The organism is Streptomyces albus subsp. chlorinus (assembly GCF_013302895.1).
GTDB classification, from domain to species: Bacteria; Actinomycetota; Actinomycetes; order Streptomycetales; family Streptomycetaceae; genus Streptomyces; species Streptomyces chlorinus.
The window spans coordinates 1022500-1041043 of sequence record NZ_VJOK01000001.1 but is presented as its reverse complement, the minus strand read 5'-3'; the positions used below and the strand labels follow the sequence as shown (position 1 = coordinate 1041043).

General features: G+C 73.6%; 14 protein-coding genes. 13 read left to right on the top strand and 1 reads right to left on the bottom strand.

Features of this window, described 5'->3' with window-relative positions:
• From FM076_RS04790 to FM076_RS04740, 11 genes are all read left to right on the top strand, one after another.
• The gene (locus tag FM076_RS04790) at positions 1-591 is read left to right on the top strand and encodes a hypothetical protein (RefSeq protein ID WP_173868680.1); all 591 of its coding nucleotides are present in this window, start codon (positions 1-3) and stop codon (positions 589-591) included.
• Positions 591-1745: a glutamine-hydrolyzing carbamoyl-phosphate synthase small subunit gene (gene carA / locus FM076_RS04785; RefSeq protein WP_173874513.1), complete on the top strand. Its 1155-nt coding sequence runs from the start codon at positions 591-593 to the stop codon at positions 1743-1745. Before FM076_RS04790 ends, carA begins: the two co-directional genes overlap by 1 nt.
• Positions 1738-5058 (top strand): carbamoyl-phosphate synthase large subunit, encoded by a 3321-nt coding sequence (gene carB, locus FM076_RS04780; RefSeq protein WP_173868679.1) that lies wholly within the window; start codon positions 1738-1740, stop codon positions 5056-5058. Before carA ends, carB begins: the two co-directional genes overlap by 8 nt.
• Before the next feature lie 107 nt (positions 5059-5165).
• Entirely contained in the window at positions 5166-6290 is a 1125-nt protein-coding gene (locus FM076_RS04775; protein ID WP_173868678.1) for a quinone-dependent dihydroorotate dehydrogenase, read from the top strand.
• Entirely contained in the window at positions 6287-7126 is an 840-nt protein-coding gene (pyrF, locus tag FM076_RS04770; protein WP_173868677.1) for an orotidine-5'-phosphate decarboxylase, read from the top strand. The genes FM076_RS04775 and pyrF overlap by 4 nt, the downstream gene beginning before the upstream one ends.
• A 272-nt stretch (positions 7127-7398) precedes the next feature.
• Positions 7399-7722: an integration host factor gene (locus FM076_RS04765; RefSeq protein WP_019356158.1), complete on the top strand. Its 324-nt coding sequence runs from the start codon at positions 7399-7401 to the stop codon at positions 7720-7722.
• A 37-nt stretch (positions 7723-7759) separates the two neighbouring features.
• Positions 7760-8356 carry a guanylate kinase gene (gene gmk / locus FM076_RS04760; RefSeq protein ID WP_173868676.1) on the top strand — a complete coding sequence of 199 codons (597 nt, stop codon included), beginning with the start codon at positions 7760-7762 and terminating at the stop codon, positions 8354-8356.
• 66 nt (positions 8357-8422) lie between these two features.
• On the top strand, positions 8423-8701 hold the full coding sequence (rpoZ, locus tag FM076_RS04755) for a DNA-directed RNA polymerase subunit omega (RefSeq protein ID WP_173868675.1): 279 nt from the start codon (positions 8423-8425) through the stop codon (positions 8699-8701).
• Between the two features lie 102 nt (positions 8702-8803).
• Positions 8804-10048, top strand: a complete 1245-nt coding sequence (gene coaBC / locus FM076_RS04750) for a bifunctional phosphopantothenoylcysteine decarboxylase/phosphopantothenate--cysteine ligase CoaBC (RefSeq protein WP_173868674.1) — start codon at positions 8804-8806, stop codon at positions 10046-10048.
• A 576-nt stretch (positions 10049-10624) separates the two neighbouring features.
• Positions 10625-11833, top strand: a complete 1209-nt coding sequence (gene metK / locus FM076_RS04745) for a methionine adenosyltransferase (protein ID WP_173868673.1) — start codon at positions 10625-10627, stop codon at positions 11831-11833.
• Positions 11834-12353: 520 nt separating this feature from the next.
• Positions 12354-14513, top strand: a complete 2160-nt coding sequence (locus FM076_RS04740; protein ID WP_173868672.1) for a primosomal protein N' — start codon at positions 12354-12356, stop codon at positions 14511-14513.
• A gap of 375 nt (positions 14514-14888) precedes the next feature.
• On the opposite strand, the gene FM076_RS04735 is transcribed toward FM076_RS04740, so the two are convergent.
• Positions 14889-15698, bottom strand: a complete 810-nt coding sequence (locus FM076_RS04735; protein ID WP_430625923.1) for a hypothetical protein — start codon at positions 15696-15698, stop codon at positions 14889-14891.
• Between the two features lie 314 nt (positions 15699-16012).
• Between FM076_RS04735 and fmt the strand changes: the two genes are divergently transcribed.
• Positions 16013-16957: a methionyl-tRNA formyltransferase gene (gene fmt / locus FM076_RS04730; RefSeq protein ID WP_173868671.1), complete on the top strand. Its 945-nt coding sequence runs from the start codon at positions 16013-16015 to the stop codon at positions 16955-16957.
• A gap of 105 nt (positions 16958-17062) precedes the next feature.
• Positions 17063-18535, top strand: a complete 1473-nt coding sequence (locus tag FM076_RS04725) for an RsmB/NOP family class I SAM-dependent RNA methyltransferase (protein WP_173868670.1) — start codon at positions 17063-17065, stop codon at positions 18533-18535.
• The last annotated feature ends 9 nt before the right edge of the window (positions 18536-18544 follow it).

Sequence of the window (18544 nt, the reverse complement as noted above, 5' to 3'; positions counted from 1 at the left end):
GTGTCGAACCACCCTGGGGCCGCACTGGCGGCCGCCCAGAAATCCCAGGAAGTCACCGACTGGGCCGCCCGCGCGGGCTGGGTCGTCGGCCTCCTGCTGTTCATCGCCCTGCTGTACTGGCTGATGCGCCAGGGCTGGAAGTGGCGCGGCACCCTCCAGGGAGACCTGCCCGAACTGCCGCAGCGGCCCGCGCAGGTGGGCGAGCCGCTGCTGGAGGCGGCCGGCCGCTACCACGGCTCCACCAGCGCCGGGCAGTGGCTCGACCGGATCGTCGCCCACGGCCTGGGCACCCGCAGCCGGGCCGAGCTGATCCTGACCGACGAGGGGCTTCAGGTGCGGCGCCCCGGCGCTGAGGACTTCTTCGTCCCCGCCGGGCAGCTGCGCGGCGCCCGGCTCGACACCGGCATCGCGGGCAAGGTCCTGACCGAGGGCGGCCTGCTGATCGTCACCTGGGAGCTGGGCGGACGGCGGCTGGACTCCGGATTCCGCTTCGACCACTCGGCCGCGCAGGCCGAGTGGGTCGAGAAGATCAACGCAATGAGCGGCGACAACGGCGTCGCGGCGACGCAGCAGCACAAGGAAGGCGCATGATGACGACCTCCGCCAGGGGAGCGACCGGCACGACGGCGAGGGACGCCCTTCTCGTCCTGGAGGACGGCCGTACCTTCCGCGGGCGTGCCTACGGGGCCGTGGGGGAGACCTTCGGCGAGGCCGTGTTCTCCACCGGGATGACCGGCTACCAGGAAACCCTGACCGACCCCTCCTACCACCGCCAGGTCGTCGTGATGACGGCCCCGCACGTGGGCAACACCGGTGTCAACGACGAGGACGCCGAGTCCGGCCGGATCTGGGTGGCCGGCTACGTGGTCCGCGACCCGGCCCGCACCCCCTCCAACTGGCGCGCCACCCGCTCCCTGGACGAGGAGCTGCGCGACCAGGGCGTCGTGGGCATCAGCGGCGTGGACACCCGCGCCCTCACCCGCCATCTGCGCGAGCGCGGCGCTATGCGGGTCGGCATCTTCTCCGGCGAGGCCGCGGCGGCGGGCGAGGCCGGACTGCTCGCCCGCGTCCAGCAGGCGCCCGTCATGAAGGGCGCCGACCTGAGCGGCGAGGTCGCCACCAAGGAGGCCTATGTCGTCCCCGCGCTCGGGGAGAAGCGGTTCACCGTCGCCGCCGTGGACCTGGGCATCAAGGGCATGACCCCGCAGCGGATGGCCGAGCGCGGCATAGAGGTGCACGTGCTGCCCGCCACCGCGACCGCCGAGGACATCGAGGCCGTCGCGCCCGACGGGGTGTTCTTCTCCAACGGCCCCGGTGACCCGGCCACCGCCGACCACCCGGTGGAGCTGATGCGCGGCGTGCTGGAGCGCGGCACCCCGCTGTTCGGGATCTGCTTCGGCAACCAGATCCTCGGCCGCGCGCTGGGCTTCGGCACCTTCAAGCTCAAGTACGGGCACCGCGGCATCAACCAACCGGTCCAGGACCGTACGACCGGAAAGGTCGAGGTCACCGCGCACAACCACGGCTTCGCCGTGGACGCGCCCACCGACCGGGTCAGCGACACCCCCTACGGCCGAGCCGAGGTCTCGCACGTGTGTCTGAACGACGGTGTCGTCGAGGGACTGCGGCTCCTCGACAGGCCCGCCTTCAGCGTCCAGTACCACCCCGAAGCGGCAGCGGGTCCGCACGACGCCGCCTACCTCTTCGACCGCTTCGTCACCCTCATGGAGGACCAGCGTGCCTAAGCGCACCGATATCCAGTCCGTCCTGGTCATCGGATCGGGCCCGATCGTCATCGGGCAGGCCGCCGAGTTCGACTACTCCGGCACCCAGGCGTGCCGCGTGCTCAAGGCCGAGGGCCTGCGCGTGATCCTGGTCAACTCCAACCCGGCCACCATCATGACCGACCCGGAGATCGCCGACGCCACCTACGTCGAGCCGATCACCCCCGACTTCGTCGAGAAGATCATCGCCAAGGAGCGGCCCGACGCGCTCCTGCCCACCCTCGGCGGCCAGACCGCGCTCAACACCGCGATCTCCCTCCACGAGTCCGGCGTGCTGGACAAGCACGGGGTCGAGCTGATCGGCGCCCGCCCCGAGGCCATCCACAAGGGCGAGGACCGCGACCAGTTCAAGGAGGTCGTCGAGGCCGTCCGCCGCAAGATCGGCCACGGCGAGTCCGCGCGCTCCTACATCTGCCACTCCATGGACGACGTGCTGCGCGGCGTCGAGGAGCTGGGCGGTTACCCGGTCGTCGTCCGCCCCTCCTTCACCATGGGCGGCGCCGGCTCCGGCTTCGCGCACGACGAGGAGGAGCTGCGCCGTATCGCCGGGCAGGGGCTGGCCCTCTCGCCGACCACCGAGGTGCTCCTGGAGGAGTCCATCCTCGGCTGGAAGGAGTACGAGCTGGAGCTGATGCGCGACAAGATGGACAACGTCGTGGTCGTCTGCTCCATCGAGAACTTCGACCCGATGGGCGTGCACACCGGTGACTCGATCACCGTGGCGCCCGCCATGACGCTGACCGACCGCGAGTACCAGGTGCTGCGCGACATCGGCATCGCCGTCATCCGCGAGGTCGGCGTGGACACCGGCGGCTGCAACATCCAGTTCGCCGTCAACCCCGAGGACGGCCGGGTCGTCGTCATCGAGATGAACCCGCGCGTCTCCCGCTCCTCCGCGCTCGCCTCCAAGGCCACCGGCTTCCCGATCGCGAAGATCGCCGCGAAGCTGGCCGTCGGCTACACGCTGGACGAGATCCCCAACGACATCACCCAGGAGACCCCGGCCTCCTTCGAGCCCACGCTCGACTATGTCGTCGTCAAGGCTCCCCGCTTCGCCTTCGAGAAGTTCCCGGCCGCCGACTCCACCCTCACCACCACCATGAAGTCGGTCGGCGAGGCCATGGCCATCGGCCGCAACTTCACCGAGGCGTTCAACAAGGCGCTGCGCTCCCTGGAGAAGAAGGGCAGCCAGTTCGACTTCGCCACCCCGGTGGCCGAGCTGGGCGACAAGGCGGAGCTGCTGGAGCGGGCCGCCCGCCCCACCGACGGCCGGATCAACACCGTCATGGCCGCCATCCGCGCGGGTGCCACGCCCCAGGAGGTCTTCGACGCGACGAAGATCGACCCCTGGTTCGTCGACCAGCTCTTCCTCGTCAAGGAGACCGCCGACGAGATCGCGGCGGCACCCGAGCTGAGCGCCGGGCTGTTCGCCCATGCGAAGCGGCACGGCTTCTCCGACGCGCAGATCGCCGCCATCCGCTCGCTGCGCGAGGACGTGGTGCGCGAGGTCCGGCACGCGCTCGGCATCCGCCCCGTCTACAAGACCGTGGACACCTGCGCCGCCGAGTTCGCCGCGAAGACGCCGTACTTCTACTCCTCCTACGACGAGGAGACCGAGGTCGCGCCCCGCGAGAAGCCCGCGGTGATCATCCTCGGCTCGGGACCCAACCGCATCGGCCAGGGCATCGAGTTCGACTACTCCTGCGTCCACGCCTCCTTCGCACTGCGTGACGCCGGCTACGAGACCGTGATGGTCAACTGCAACCCGGAGACCGTCTCCACCGACTACGACACCTCCGACCGGCTCTACTTCGAGCCGCTCACCCTGGAGGACGTCCTGGAGATCGTCCACGCCGAGCAGCAGGCCGGCCCCGTCGCCGGTGTCCTGGTCCAGCTCGGCGGCCAGACCCCGCTGGGCCTGGCCCAGGCACTCAAGGACAACGGGGTGCCCATCGTCGGCACCTCGCCCGAGGCCATCGAGCTGGCGGAGGAGCGCGGCGCCTTCGGCCGGGTGCTCACCGAGGCCGGACTGCCCGCCCCCAAGTACGGCACCGCCTTCTCCTTCGAGCAGGCCAAGGGCATCGCCGCCGAGATCGGCTACCCCGTCATGGTCCGCCCCTCCTATGTGCTGGGTGGCCGGGGCATGGAGATCGTCTACGACGAGCCGTCCCTGGAGTCCTACCTGGAGCGCCACGCCGGCCTCATCGAGAAGCACCCGGTCCTCATCGACCGCTTCCTCGACGACGCCATCGAGATCGACGTGGACGCGCTCTACGACGGCCAGGAGCTGTACCTCGGCGGTGTCATGGAGCACATCGAGGAGGCCGGCATCCACTCCGGCGACTCGGCCTGCGCCCTGCCGCCGATCACGCTGGGCGGCTACGACATCAAGCGGCTCCGCGCCTCCACCGAGGCCATCGCCCGCGGCGTCGGCGTCCGGGGCCTGATCAACATCCAGTTCGCCATGGCGGGCGACATCCTCTACGTCCTGGAGGCCAACCCGCGCGCCTCCCGTACGGTGCCCTTCACCTCCAAGGCGACCGCCGTCCCGCTCGCCAAGGCGGCGGCCCGCATCTCGCTGGGCGCCACCATCGCCGAGCTGCGTGCCGAGGGGCTGCTCCCCGCCGAGGGCGACGGCGGCGACCTGCCGCTGGACGCGCCGATCTCCGTCAAGGAGGCGGTCCTGCCCTGGAGCCGGTTCCGCGACGTGCAGGGCCGCGGGGTGGACACCGTGCTCGGCCCCGAGATGCGCTCGACCGGCGAGGTCATGGGCATCGACTCGGTCTTCGGCACCGCCTACGCCAAGTCCCAGACCGCCGCCTACGGGGCGCTGCCCGACAAGGGCCGCGCCTTCGTCTCGGTCGCCAACCGCGACAAGCGCGCGCTCATCTTCCCCGCGCGTGAGCTGGTCGCCATGGGCTTCGAACTGCTGGCCACCTCCGGTACGGCCGAGGTCCTGCGGCGCAACGGGATCGACGCGAGGGTCGTCCGCAAGCACAGCCAGGGCCCGGGCCCGAACGGCGAGCCGACCATCGTGCAGCTCATCCACGACGGCGAGGTCGACCTGATCGTCAACACCCCGTACGGGACGGGCGGCCGCCTCGACGGGTACGACATCCGCACCGCGGCCGTCGCCCGGGCTGTGCCGTGCCTGACCACCGTGCAGGCACTGGCCGCCGCCGTGCAGGGCATCGACGCCATGGACCGGGACGAGGTGAACGTCCGCTCCCTGCAGGAGCACGCCGGCCACCTGATCGCCGCCCGCACGAGCTGAGGCCCTCCCGCTCCCGTCCCGCCCCTCTCCGCAACCGGGCTCTCCGCGCCCGGACCCCGGGAAGGGGCGGGGCGGGGGCACGACCCACCACAGGAACCCACCACCCCATGTACGGACTCCTCTTCCGCACCGTCTTCTGCCGCATGGATCCGGAAAAGGCCCACCACCTGGCCTTCTCCTGGATCCGGGCGGCAGCCCGCGTCCCCGTCCTGCGCACCTTCGCCGCCGCCGTCCTCGCCCCCCGCCACAAGCAGCTCCGTATCGAGGCCCTGGGCCGGCGGATGCACGGCCCGCTCGGGCTGGCCGCCGGGTTCGACAAGAACGCGGAGGGCATCGACGGCCTGGCCATGCTCGGCTTCGACCATGTCGAGGTCGGCACCGTCACCGGCAGCGCCCAGCCGGGCAACCCGAAGAAGCGGCTGTTCCGGCTGGCCGGGGACCGGGCGCTGATCAACCGGATGGGTTTCAACAACGACGGCTCGGCGGCCGTGGCGGCCCGGCTGGCCGACCGGCGCCCCGTCTTCCGCACGACTGTCGGCGTCAACATCGGCAAGACGAAGGCCGTCCCGGAGGCGGAGGCCGCCGCCGACTACGTCCTCTCCGCCGAGGCGCTCGCCCCGCACGCCGACTACCTCGTCGTCAACGTCTCCTCGCCCAACACGCCCGGCCTGCGCGACCTCCAGGCGAGCGAACACCTGCGCCCGCTGCTGACAGCCGTCCGGGAGGCCGCCGACCGCGCGGTCACCACCCGGCGCGTGCCGCTGCTGGTCAAGATCGCCCCGGACCTGGCGGACGAGGACATCGACGCCGTCGCCGATCTCGCGCTCGAACTGGGCCTGGACGGGATCATCGCGACGAACACCACCATCGCCAGGGAGGGGCTCGGGCTGGTCTCCGGCCCGGAGCTGACCGCCGAGACCGGCGGCCTGTCCGGGGAGCCGGTCCGCGACCGGTCGCTGGAGGTGCTGCGCCGCCTCTACGCCCGCGTCGGCGGCCGGCTCACGCTCGTCGGCGTCGGCGGCGTCACCACCGCCGAGGACGCCTGGCGCCGCATCCTGGCCGGGGCCACGCTCGTCCAGGGCTACACGGCGTTCCTGTACGAGGGGCCGCTGTGGATGCGCCGGATGCACAAGGGGCTCGCCGAGAGGCTCGCGGCCAGCCCCTACGCCACCCTCGCCGAGGCCGTCGGCGCCGAGCACCGTGCCGGAGACGGACGGGGGAGGACCGCATGACCGGGCCGGAACCCTTCGGCACCCGCCTGCGCCGCGCCATGGACACCCGCGGCCCGCTGTGCGTCGGCATCGACCCGCACGCCTCGCTGCTGCACGCCTGGGGGCTGGACGACGACGTCGCCGGCCTTGAGCGGTTCAGCCGCACGGTGGTGGAGGCGCTGGCCGACCGGGCCGCCGTCCTCAAGCCGCAGGCGGCCTTCTACGAGCGTTTCGGCTCGCGGGGCGTCGCCGTGCTGGAGCAGACGGTGGCCGAGGCCCGCGCCGCCGGCGCCCTGGTGGTCATGGACGCCAAGCGCGGCGACATCGGCTCCACCATGGACGCCTACGCCGCCGCCTTCCTCCACCCGGACAGCCCGCTGTTCTCGGACGCGCTGACCGTCAGCCCGTACCTCGGCTTCGGCGCGCTGGACCCGGCGGTGGAGGCGGCCACGGCCGCCGGCGCCGGGCTCTTCGTGCTGGCGCTCACCTCCAACCCGGAGGGCTCGGAGGTGCAGCGCGCGGTCCGCGCCGACGGCTCGACGGTGGCGGCCACCGTGCTGCGGCACCTGGCGGAGCGGAACGCGGGCGCCGCGCCGCTGGGCTCGTTCGGCGCGGTGGTCGGCGCGACGCTCGGTGACCTGTCGGCGTTCGACCTGGCGGTCAACGGCCCGCTGCTGGCCCCCGGCATCGGGGCGCAGGGTGCGAGGCCGGCGGACCTGCCCGCGGTCTTCGGGCCGGCTGTCCGGAATGTCGTACCCAGCGTGAGCCGGGGTGTTCTTCGTCACGGACCCGGAGTGGGCGGACTGCGGGATTCCGCGGCGCGCTTCGCCGACGAGGTGCGGGCCGCGGTCGCCTGACGGCTGCGGAATCCGCACCCGTTTTCGACCCGGAACCGGAGCCGGAGACCGGACCGGATCCAAAAAATGCGTCGATTATGTCCAGAAATGTCCTGGTCGAGCGAGGCTGACCAGGACTTTTCGTCTGTTCTCGCTGACTCCTGCGCTCACGCCCGCTAGTCTCCGTCGAGAGCACCGCGAACAGCCGCGTTGCTCGTTGCTCCGCAGGTGGGGGAGTACTAGGTTCCTCACCGATCCGTATCCGACAGTTCGACATCCGAGGTGACGTAGGCGTGGCTCTTCCGCCCCTTACCCCTGAACAGCGCGCAGCCGCGCTCGAAAAGGCCGCCGCGGCTCGCCGGGAGCGCGCCGAGGTCAAGAACCGGCTCAAGCACTCCGGCGCGTCCCTGCACGAGGTCATCAAGCAGGGCCAGGAGAACGATGTGATCGGCAAGATGAAGGTCTCCGCTCTCCTGGAGTCCCTGCCCGGCGTCGGCAAGGTCCGCGCCAAGCAGATCATGGAGCGCCTCGGGATCTCCGAGAGCCGCCGGGTCCGTGGCCTCGGCTCCAACCAGATCGCCGCTCTGGAGCGCGAGTTCGGAGGCGCGAACGCCTGAGGTCTCAGGCACTCCCGTTAACCGGGATAATCGCTGCATGAGTTCTGCAGTTCCCCGGGGGGAGACCCCGGCACCCCCGGTCGGCACGTCGCGGCTGACCGTGCTCTCCGGTCCCTCCGGGGTCGGTAAGAGCACGGTCGTCGCCCATATGCGCAAGGCCCATCCGGAGGTCTGGCTCTCCGTCTCCGCCACCACCCGCAGGCCCCGCCCCGGCGAGCGCCACGGCGTGCAGTACTTCTTCGTCGACGACGAGGAGTTCGACAAGCTGGTCGCCAACGGCGAACTGCTGGAGTGGGCCGAGTTCGCGGGCAACCGCTACGGCACGCCCCGTCAGGCGGTGCTGGAGCACCTCCGGCGCGGGGAACCCGTCCTGCTGGAGATCGACCTGCAGGGCGCCCGGCTGGTCAAGCAGTCCATGCCTCAGGCGCAGCTCGTCTTCCTCGCTCCGCCCAGCTGGGAGGAGCTGGTCAGGCGGCTGACCGGCCGGGGCACCGAGGCGCCGGACGTCATCGAGCGCAGGCTCGAGGTGGCGCGCACCGAACTGGCGGCCGAGTCCGAGTTCGACCGGACGCTGGTCAACACCTCCGTCGAGGACGTGAGCGCCGAGCTGCTAGCCTTGATGCGTATCGATTGACCTCCAGCGCTCAGCGCGCTGCGCGCGCATCGATCCCCTCCTCAATCACCCTTCGGAAGGCAGAGAGTGTCCTCTTCCATCACCACGCCCGAGGGCATCATCAACCCGCCGATTGATGAGCTGCTCGAGGCCACCGACTCCAAGTACAGCCTCGTGATCTACGCCGCCAAGCGCGCGCGACAGATCAACGCGTACTACTCCCAGCTCGGTGAGGGCCTCCTCGAGTACGTCGGCCCGCTGGTGGACACCCACGTGCACGAGAAGCCGCTCTCCATCGCGCTCCGTGAGATCAACGCCGGACTCCTCACCTCCGAGTCCGTCGACGCTCCGCCGGTCACCCAGTAACCGGTCGGTACCACTGCACAAGGGCCCGGCAGCGCGGCTGCCGGGCCCCTGGTGTGTCATAGCCCTGGGGGACCGGGCACAGCGACGCGTGGGGAGTAACGAGTGAGGCAGCAGCGGGACGAGCGGGCGGCGGCGGGCAGGCCGAAGGTCGTACTGGGAGTGAGCGGCGGCATCGCCGCGTACAAGGCGTGCGAGCTGGCGCGGCGGCTGACCGAGAGCGGCCACGACGTGCGGGCCGTCCCGACCGAGTCGGCACTGCACTTCGTCGGGGCCGCCACCTGGTCGGCACTGACCGGGCACCCGGTGGCGACCGAGGTGTGGGAGTCCGTCCACGAGGTGCCGCACGTGCGCATCGGCCAGGAGGCCGACCTCGTCGTCGTCGCCCCCGCCACCGCCGACCTGCTGGCCAAGGCGGCGCACGGCCTCGCCGACGACCTGCTCACCAACACGCTGCTGACGGCGCGATGTCCCCTCGTCTTCGCGCCCGCGATGCACACCGAGATGTGGGAGCACCCCGCCACCCAGGAGAACGTCGCCACGCTGCGGCGGCGGGGCGCCCTCGTCATCGAACCGGCCGTCGGCCGCCTGACCGGCAAGGACACCGGCAAGGGACGGCTGCCCGACCCGGACGCCCTCTTCGACGTCTGCCGCCGGGTCCTCGCCCGCGGGGCGGCGGGCGCGGGCACCGACCTGGCCGGGCGGCACGTCGTCGTCACCGCGGGCGGCACCCGCGAGCCCCTCGACCCGGTGCGCTTCCTCGGCAACCGCTCCAGCGGCAAGCAGGGCTACGCGCTCGCCCGTACGGCCGCCGCCCGCGGCGCCCGGGTGACGCTCGTCTCGGCGAACAGCGCGCTGCCCGACCCGGCCGGCGTGGACCTCGTCCGGGCGGGCAGCGCCGGGGAGCTGCGCGAGGCCGTGATGGAGGCCGCCGCCGACGCGGACGCCGTGGTGATGGCCGCGGCCGTCGCCGACTTCCGCCCCGCCACCTACGCCACCGGCAAGATCAAGAAGCAGGAGGGCCGCGAACCCGAGCCGCTGGCCCTGGTGCGCAACCCCGACATCCTCGCCGAGCTGTCCGCGAACCGGCCGCGCCCCGGCCAGATCGTGGCCGGCTTCGCCGCCGAGACCGACGACGTGCTCGCCCACGGCCGGGCCAAGCTCGCCGCCAAAGGCTGTGACCTGCTGGTCGTCAACGAGGTGGGGGAGAGCAAGACCTTCGGCTCGGAGGAGAACGAGGCCGTCGTACTGGGTGCCGACGGCAGCGAGACGCCCGTCCCGTACGGCCCGAAGGAGGCCCTCGCCGAGACGGTCTGGGACCTGATCGCGGAGCGTTTGCCGCACAGCTGACATCCGGCGTGCGGCGGCGGTGGCGCCGGGGTCTTCCCGGGTGCCGCCGCCGGCAGCCCCCGCGTGGTGACGGCTGGGGCGGGTGTGGTCACGTACGGTCACGGTGGGGCGGAGGGCCGGAGCGGTGGCCGGTGGCGCTCGGAGGCGGCGGGAGTCCCCGGGGCGCCCCGGAACCCCGGTTTGACGGTTTCGCCGCGGGGCACCCGCACCCGGTGCGGCCGAGGGCCGGTCGGGGCGGAGGGTTTGCCTCCGGGGGCTGTCCGGGCCTCTTCCGGGGGTCGTACGGTGGAAATCGACATCTTGCCCGAGTGGGCCGGAAGTAGTCGAACAGGGCCGGAACGGCACTCTTGACGGAGGGCCCGGCCGACCGACACTCCCTGACTTGTCCGGATCTCCGGCGGCCCTCCGGCCGCGCTGGAGCCTGGATCGAGCAGGTCATGGTCGTCTCGGAGTTCGAGAGTCCGTGATTGGATGCGGGCGGAGATGGATAAACTGGCCGCGGACCGTGCTTGGGCGCAGCCCCCGACCGGTCCGCCCCATGCTCAGCCAGCAGCCGCTGCAACCCCAGGGAGCGATGTGTCGCGCCGCTTGTTCACCTCGGAATCTGTGACCGAGGGTCACCCTGACAAGATCGCTGACCAGATCAGCGACACGATCCTCGACGCCCTCCTCAAGGAAGACCCGCACTCCCGGGTCGCCGTCGAGACGCTGATCACCACCGGCCTCGTCCACGTGGCCGGAGAGGTGACGACCAAGGCCTACGCGCCGATCTCCACGCTTGTGCGCAACAAGATCCTGGAGATCGGCTACGACTCGTCCAAGAAGGGCTTCGACGGCGCCTCCTGCGGCGTCTCGGAGTCCATCGGTGCCCAGTCGCCCGACATCGCCCAGGGCGTGGACACCGCGTACGAACGCCGTGTCGAGGGCGACGAGGACGAACTCGACGAGCAGGGCGCGGGCGACCAGGGCCTGATGTTCGGCTACGCCTGCGACGAGACGGCCGAGTACATGCCGCTGCCGATCACGCTGGCGCACCGGCTCTCCGAGCGGCTGTCGGCCGTCCGGAAGAACGGGACGATCCCCTACCTGCGTCCCGACGGCAAGACCCAGGTCACCATCGAGTACAACGGCGACAAGGCCGTGCGGCTGGACACCGTCGTGGTCTCCTCCCAGCACGCCGCCGACATCGACCTCGACTCGCTGCTGGCACCCGACATCCGCGAGTTCGTCGTGGAACCCGAGCTGAAGGCCCTGGTGGACGAGGGCATCAAGCTGGACACCGAGGGCTACCGGCTGCTGGTCAACCCGACCGGCCGCTTCGAGATCGGCGGGCCGATGGGTGACGCCGGTCTCACCGGCCGGAAGATCATCATCGACACCTACGGCGGTATGGCCCGCCACGGCGGCGGTGCCTTCTCCGGCAAGGACCCCTCCAAGGTCGACCGCTCCGCCGCGTACGCCATGCGCTGGGTCGCCAAGAACGTCGTGGCCGCCGGCCTCGCCTCCCGCTGCGAGGTGCAGGTCGCGTACGCCATCGGCAAGGCCGAGCCGGTCGGCCTCTTCGTGGAGACCTTCGGCACCGCGACGGTGGACGTCGAGAAGATCGAGCAGGCCATCACGGACGTCTTCGACCTCCGCCCGGCCGCGATCATCCGCGACCTCGACCTGCTGCGCCCCATCTACGCGCAGACCGCCGCCTACGGCCACTTCGGCCGCGCGCTGCCCGACTTCACCTGGGAGCGCACGGACCGGGTGGAGGCCCTGCGCAAGGCGGTCGGGATCTGACCCGTCCCGCCCGCGCCGCGCACCGAGCACGGACCGAGGGCCCGGCACCCCATGCTGGCGGGGTGCCGGGCCCTCGGCGGGTGAAAGTCCCTCGCCCCTCCTCCGTCCCGTCCCCTACGGTGGACGCGGACGCGCCCGGTGCGCGGGCGGGGGCTCCTTCCTCCATTTGAGAGTCGTCTCTCCGCGGGTTCGAATCCCGCCGCCGGCCTCGGCGGCCGGTGTGGCCGAGCGGCCCAAGGCGATGGCCGGGTGCATGCCCGGGCCCCGGCCGACCAGACCTCGGGCGCGTCCCTCACCCGGCGGATGCCGGACGATGTGAGCACCGCTCCGGCAGGCCCCGCCCCGCCGCGCCCACCGCCGAGCACCCCCACGACACCGTCGGCCGCACCGGCGCCGTACGGCGACCGGCGCGCTGCTCGCCCACGCGTTCCTCGCCATGCTCGACGGCACCGTCCCGGGGACCGCGCTGCCGCGTATCGTGGCCGGCCGCGGTGTCGGTGCGGTCTGCCAGACTGGCCCTGTGAGCAGGGACGACGGCGAGGGCGAGGAGCGGCAGGGGCAGCCGGAACAGCTCGCGCTGATCCGCGAGACGGTCCGCGAGCACAAGGCCCGCCGGCCCCGGGCCAAGCCCCGCACCTGGCGGGGCGCCGAGTCGGCCGCCCGGCTGCCGGTGGCGCGGGTGCTGGTGGACAAGGGGCTGGTCCATCTCGACCGCTTCTTCGACTACGCCGTGCCGGCGGCGATGGACGAGGAGGCGCAGCCCGGAGTCCGCGTCAGGGTGCGGTTCGGCGCCGGGGAGCGCGAGGGGCGCCGCGAGGGCGGGGGCCTCATCAACGGGTTCATCGTCGAGCGGCGTGCCGACACCGACTTCACGGGGCGGCTCGCCCCGATCGCCCAGGTCCTCTCGCCGGAGCCGGTCCTCACCCCGGAGCTGCTCCAGCTGTGCCGGGCCGTCGCCGACCGCTACGCGGGCTCCCTCGCCGACGTCGTCCAACTGGCGGTCCCGCCCCGGCGGGCCAAGGCCGAGACGCAGCCCTCGCCGCGCCGGCCGCCGCGACCTCCGGTGCCCGAGCCGGGCGGCTGGGCACGCTATCCGCAGGGCCCCGCCTTCCTCCGGGCGCTGGCGGAGAAGGGCACGCCCCGCGCCGTCTGGACGGCCCTCCCCGGCGCGCACAGCTGGGCGGACGAACTGGCCCGTGCCCTGGCGACGACGCTCGCGGCGGGGCGCGGCGCGCTGGCCGTCCTGCCGGACGGGAAGTCGGCGGCGCGGGTGGACGCGGCCCTCACCGCGCTGGTCGGTGAGGGGCAGCATGTGCTGCTGACCGCCGAGGCCGGGCCCGAACCGCGCTACCGGCGCTGGCTGGCCGTCAACCGGGGCGCGGTGCGGGCCGTGGTGGGGACGCGGGCGGCGATGTTCGCGCCGGTCCGCCGCCTCGGTCTCGCCGCGATCTGGGAGGACGGGGACAGCGGTCACAGCGAGGACCGCGCCCCCCAGCCGCACGCCCGAGAGGTGCTGCTCCAGCGGGCCGTCACCGAGCAGGCGGCGTTCCTGCTCGGGGCGCACGGGTGCACCGTGGAGGCGGCCCAGCTGGTGGAGTCCGGGTTCGCCCGCCCGCTCGCGGCCGACCGGGAGACGGTGCGGGCGGTCATGCCCCGGGTGCGTACGGCGGCCGAGGGGGACGAGGGGCGGGACCCGGCGGCGCGCAGCGCCCGGCTGCCGAGCCTCGCCTGGCGCACCGCGCGGGACGCGCTGGAGCGGGGCCCCGTGCTGGTGCAGGTTCCGCGCCGCGGCTATGTGCCCCGGCTGGTGTGCGAGCGGTGCCGGGAGCCGGCCCGGTGCGCGCACTGTTCCGGGCCGCTGGAGGCGGCGGGCGAGGGCACGGTCCTGCGCTGCGGCTGGTGCGCCCGTGAGACGCCGGAGTGGCGCTGCCCCATGTGCGGAGGGGTACGGCTGCGCGGCAGCGTCATCGGTGCCCGGCGTACGGCGGAGGAGCTGGGACGCGCGTTCCCCTCGGTGCCGGTGCGGACCTCGGGCGGAGAGCATGTGCTGGAGTCGGTGCCGGCCCGTCCCGCGCTGGTCGTCGCCACGCCGGGCGCCGAGCCGGTGCCGGAGGGCGGTGAGGGCTACGTGGCCGCGCTGCTGCTGGACGGCTGGGCGCTGCTGGGGCGCCCCGATCTGCGTGCGGGAGAGGAGGCGCTGCGCCGCTGGCTGGGTGCCGCCTCGCTGGTGCGGCCGCAGGGTGAGGGCGGCAGTGTGGTGGTCGTCGCGGAGGAGTCGATGCGGCCGGTGCAGGCTCTGGTGCGCTGGGATCCCGCCGGGCACGCGCTGCGGGAGCTGGCGGACCGGGCGGAGCTGGGCTTCCCGCCGGTCTCGCGGATGGCGGCGGTCACCGGTCCTCCGCAGGCGGTGGCCGCGCTGCTCGCTTCCGCGTGGGAGGCCGGACTGCCCGAGGGTGCACAGGTGTTGGGACCGGTTCCGCTGCCGGTTCCGGAGCCGGGACGGCCGCGCCGTCCGGGCGACCCGCCACCCGGGGAGCAGTGGGAGCGGGCCCTGGTACGGGTGCCACGGGGCAGCGGCGCCGCACTGGCGGCCGCGTTGAAGACGGCGCTGGCAGGGCGGTTGGCGCGCAGGGAGGGCCCGGCCCCGTACGTGCGCGTCGACCCGCTCGACATCGGCTGAGGCGGCGACCGGGCCGGCCGGCGCCGGGGGAGGCGCCAGGTGCGAGGGGGCGTGCGGATGCCGGGACGTGCCTGTGCCCCGTCTCCGCGGGGCCACGGCTGCCGGAGCCTTCCGGGGGCTGCCGGAGCCTTCCGGCGGGTGCCGTATCAGCGAGGGCGGATGCCTTGAATGGGCGTTCCGCTGAGCACGTTCGGCGCCGGGGGAGGGCCCAGTCACGCCACCACCGAGCGGGACAACGACGGCCCCGGGCGCGCCGGTTCCACGGCGGCAGCGCACGGCGGCGGCCCGGGAGCCGCCCACGCTTCCGTGCACGGCGGCGGCTCCGGCTCCCGCGCGCCCCTTGGCGCACCGGCCTTGGGCGCACCCGCCATGGCGCTACGACAACAACCTCCCGGGCACGACAGCGCCCCCGGCACAGGGCGGCTCCACCCGGTCGGACACGACTCTGCCCGGTGCGCAGGCACCGGGCAGAAGGCGGCAGGAGGCGGGGGAAGGGAGGCCGAACGGGTCTGGGCGGCCTAGCCGTTGCGGGGCGAGGGGAGCGCCCCCCGCGCGCGGCTCGTGGCGTGGGTCGCGGCGGGTCTCGGGCCGCGGCTCGTGACGGGGGTCGTGCCTGGGGTCGTGCCGTGGATCGTGGCGGGGCTCGTACGCCGCCGAGGGGGCCGGGGACGTCGGCTGCGGCGGGATGGAGCGGGCGGCGGGCACGGCGGCCCGGGGCGTAGCGGTGGCCGCGCCCTGCGATGCGGGGGAGGGCAGCGCACGGGCTGCGGCGGCCACGGTCTCGGGCTGGCGCGGCGCGGGTGTCTCGGCGTTCTCCGGGGTGGTGCGCGCGGCGCCGCGCCGCGACGAGCCGTACCGGCGGTGCACGGCCTGTTTGGTGACCCCCAGCGCGGACCCCACGGCGTCCCAGGAGAAGCCGAGTGAGCGGTCGAAGTCCACCGCCGCTGTCACCAGGGTCTCGACACTGTCGCGTAGTTCCTGGGCGAGTCTGACGGTCGGCGCGGGGGCGCGGCCGTAGACGACGAAGCCCGTGGAGGGGCCGGTGCGTCGCGGGCGATAGACGTTGCCGAGCTGCGCCGTGAGGGTGCGCAGCGCGTCCACCTGCCGGCGGACCCGCTCGATGTCCCGTACCAGAAGATGCAGGCTGGCCCGCGCCTGGGCGTCGTGGGTTGCGTGGTCGGCCATGAAAAAGCCTCTCGGACCGGCTGAAGGGGGGATGTTCAGCTGTGGTGCTGTGTGGGGTGACTGACTGTGCGAACGTTGGGGAAGGAGGGGGAGCGAGGCCGCGGTGCCCGCGCGATGCGGCAGCGGCACTCGATGGCACTCGATCCGGTCAATCTGACTTGACCAACGCCGCGACGGGGCCTCGGGTCACGCTGCGGGGGCGCGGAGGGAGCTTCGGCAGGGCGCGCGGACGCTCGTACGCCCCCTCCGGTGCTGCCGGGGCGTTGACCGTAAACTGGGCTGTCTTTCCGCGTGTGAGAGGTAGTTCGCCACCGATGAGGCTCGTCTTCGCCGGCACCCCCGAGGTAGCCGTCCCCGCGCTCGACACCCTGATCGCCTCCGAGCGGCACGAGGTCGCCGCCGTGGTCACCCGGCCCGACGCCCGGGCGGGGCGCGGCAGGCGGCTGGTGCCCAGCCCCGTGGCCCAGCGCGCGGAGGAGGCCGGCATCGAGGTGCTGAAGCCCGCGCGGCCCCGGGACGAGGACTTCCTGGCGCGGCTGCGGGAGATCGGGCCGGACTGCTGCCCCGTGGTGGCCTACGGTGCGCTGCTGCCCCGGGTCGCCCTCGACGTGCCGCCCAAGGGCTGGGTCAACCTGCACTTCTCCCTGCTGCCCGCCTGGCGCGGCGCCGCTCCCGTGCAGCACGCGCTGCTGGCCGGGGACGAGGTGAGCGGTGCCACCACCTTCCTCATCGAGGAGGGGCTCGACTCGGGCCCCGTCTACGGGGTGGTGACCGAACAGGTGCGCCCGCGGGACACCAGCGGGGACCTGCTGACCCGGCTCGCGTTCGCGGGCGCCGGGCTGCTGGCGGCCACCATGGACGGCATCGAGGACGGCACCCTGCAGGCGGTGCCGCAGCCGGAGGAGGGGGTCTCCCTGGCGCCGAAGATCAGCGTGGAGGACGCCCGTATCGACTGGACGGCGCCCGCCCTGCGGGTCGACCGCGTGGTGCGGGCCTGCTCACCCGCGCCCGGGGCGTGGACGCTCTTCCGCGGGGAGCGGCTCAAGGTGCGCTCCCTGGCGCCCCTCGGCGCGGACAGCAGGCAGGGCGAGGCGCTCGCCCCCGGTGAGCTGCGGTCCGGCAAGAACGCCGTGCACGTGGGGACGGGGTCGCACCCCGTCGAGCTGGAGTGGGTGCAGCCGCAGGGCAAGAAGCCGATGCGGGCCGCGGACTGGGCGCGCGGGACGCGTCTGGAGCCGGGCGACCGGTTCGGGGAGTGACGCCCGGCGCCGTCGCGCGGTGCCGGGGGAGCGGGGCGGTGAGGGCGGTGCGCCGAGGTCGTAGGGTGGGGGTCTCGATCCCTCATCTCGCGGAGCACATTCATCTTGAGCACTCAACCCCGCCGGGGCGGCCGACCGGCCGGCAGGCCGTACCGGCGTCCGCGCAAGGACCCGGTCAGGATCCTGGCGTTCGAGGCGCTGCGGGCCGTCGACGAGCGTGACGCGTACGCGAACCTCGTGCTGCCCCCGATGCTGCGGAAGGCCCGCGAGAAGGACCCCGCCGAGGGCGGGATCGACGCGCGGGACGCGGCATTGGCCACCGAGTTGGTGTACGGCACGCTGCGCCGGCAGGGGACCTACGACGCGATCATCGCCGAGTGCGTGGACCGGCCGCTGCGCGAGGTGGACCCGCCGGTGCTGGACGTGCTGTCCCTGGGCGCCCACCAGTTGCTCGGCACCCGCATCCCGCGGCACGCGGCCGTGAGCGCCACGGTGGAGCTGGCCCGGGTGGTGCTGGGGGACGGGCGCGCGAAGTTCGTCAACGCGGTGCTGCGGCGCGTCGCCGCCGACGATCTCGACGGCTGGCTGGACCGGATCGCGCCGCCCTACGACGAGGACCCCGAGGAGCACCTCGCGCTGCGGTACGCGCACCCGCGCTGGGTCGTCTCCGCGCTGTGGGACGCGCTGGGGGCGCCCTCGGCGGCGGCCCAGGGAGGCGGGGGCGGGGACATCACCGACCTGCTGGAGGCCGACAACGAGCGTCCCGAGGTCACCCTCGTGGCGCGGCCGGGGCGGTGCACCACCGACGAGTTGAGCAGTGAGGAGACCCTCCCCGGCCGCTGGTCGCCGTACGCGGTGCGGCTGGCCGAGGGGGGCGAGCCGGGGGCGCTGGACGCCGTCCGGGAGGGCCGCGCCGGGGTGCAGGACGAGGGGAGCCAACTGGTGGCGCTGGCCATGGCGGCGGCGCCCCTCGACGGGCCCGACGAGCGGTGGCTCGACATGTGCGCGGGGCCGGGCGGCAAGGCGGCGCTGCTGGGCGCGCTGGCGGCCGAGCGGGGGGCCGCGCTGCTGGCCGCCGAGAAGCAGCCGCACCGGGCCCGCCTCGTCGCCCGTGCCCTGGAGGGCAACCCGGGGCCGTGGGCCGTGGTGGCCTCCGACGGGACGCGGCCCGCGTGGCGGCCGGGCGGCTTCGACCGGGTGCTGGTGGATGTGCCCTGCACCGGGCTGGGAGCGCTGCGGCGCCGGCCCGAGGCCCGGTGGCGGCGCAGGCCCGAGGACCTGGCGGGGTTCGCTCCGCTCCAGCGGGGGCTGCTGCGGCAGGCCGTGGCGGCGGCCAGGCCGGGCGGTGTCGTCGCGTACGTGACGTGCTCGCCGCACCTGGCCGAGACCCGTGCCGTGGTGGACGACGTGCTGCGGGGCCTGCGGAAGGAGTCCGACGGGACGGCCGCCGAGCTGCTGGACGCCCGTGAGCTGCTGCCGGGCGTCCCCGCGCTGGGGGAGGGCCCGGACATCCAGCTGTGGCCGCATCTGCACGGCACCGACGCGATGTATCTGGCGCTGCTGCGCCGGACCGCGTGAGGGCCTGAC

Excerpts from the sequence above, each read along its gene's own strand:
- carA (WP_173874513.1), top strand. The coding sequence starts at position 591 with ATGACGACCTCCGCCAGGGGAGCGACCGGCACGACGGCGAGGGACGCC.
- FM076_RS04775 (WP_173868678.1), top strand. The coding sequence starts at position 5,166 with ATGTACGGACTCCTCTTCCGCACCGTCTTCTGCCGCATGGATCCGGAA.
- pyrF (WP_173868677.1), top strand. The coding sequence starts at position 6,287 with ATGACCGGGCCGGAACCCTTCGGCACCCGCCTGCGCCGCGCCATGGAC.
- gmk (WP_173868676.1), top strand. The coding sequence starts at position 7,760 with ATGAGTTCTGCAGTTCCCCGGGGGGAGACCCCGGCACCCCCGGTCGGC.
- FM076_RS04735 (WP_430625923.1), bottom strand. The coding sequence starts at position 15,698 with ATGGCCGACCACGCAACCCACGACGCCCAGGCGCGGGCCAGCCTGCAT.
- fmt (WP_173868671.1), top strand. The coding sequence starts at position 16,013 with ATGAGGCTCGTCTTCGCCGGCACCCCCGAGGTAGCCGTCCCCGCGCTC.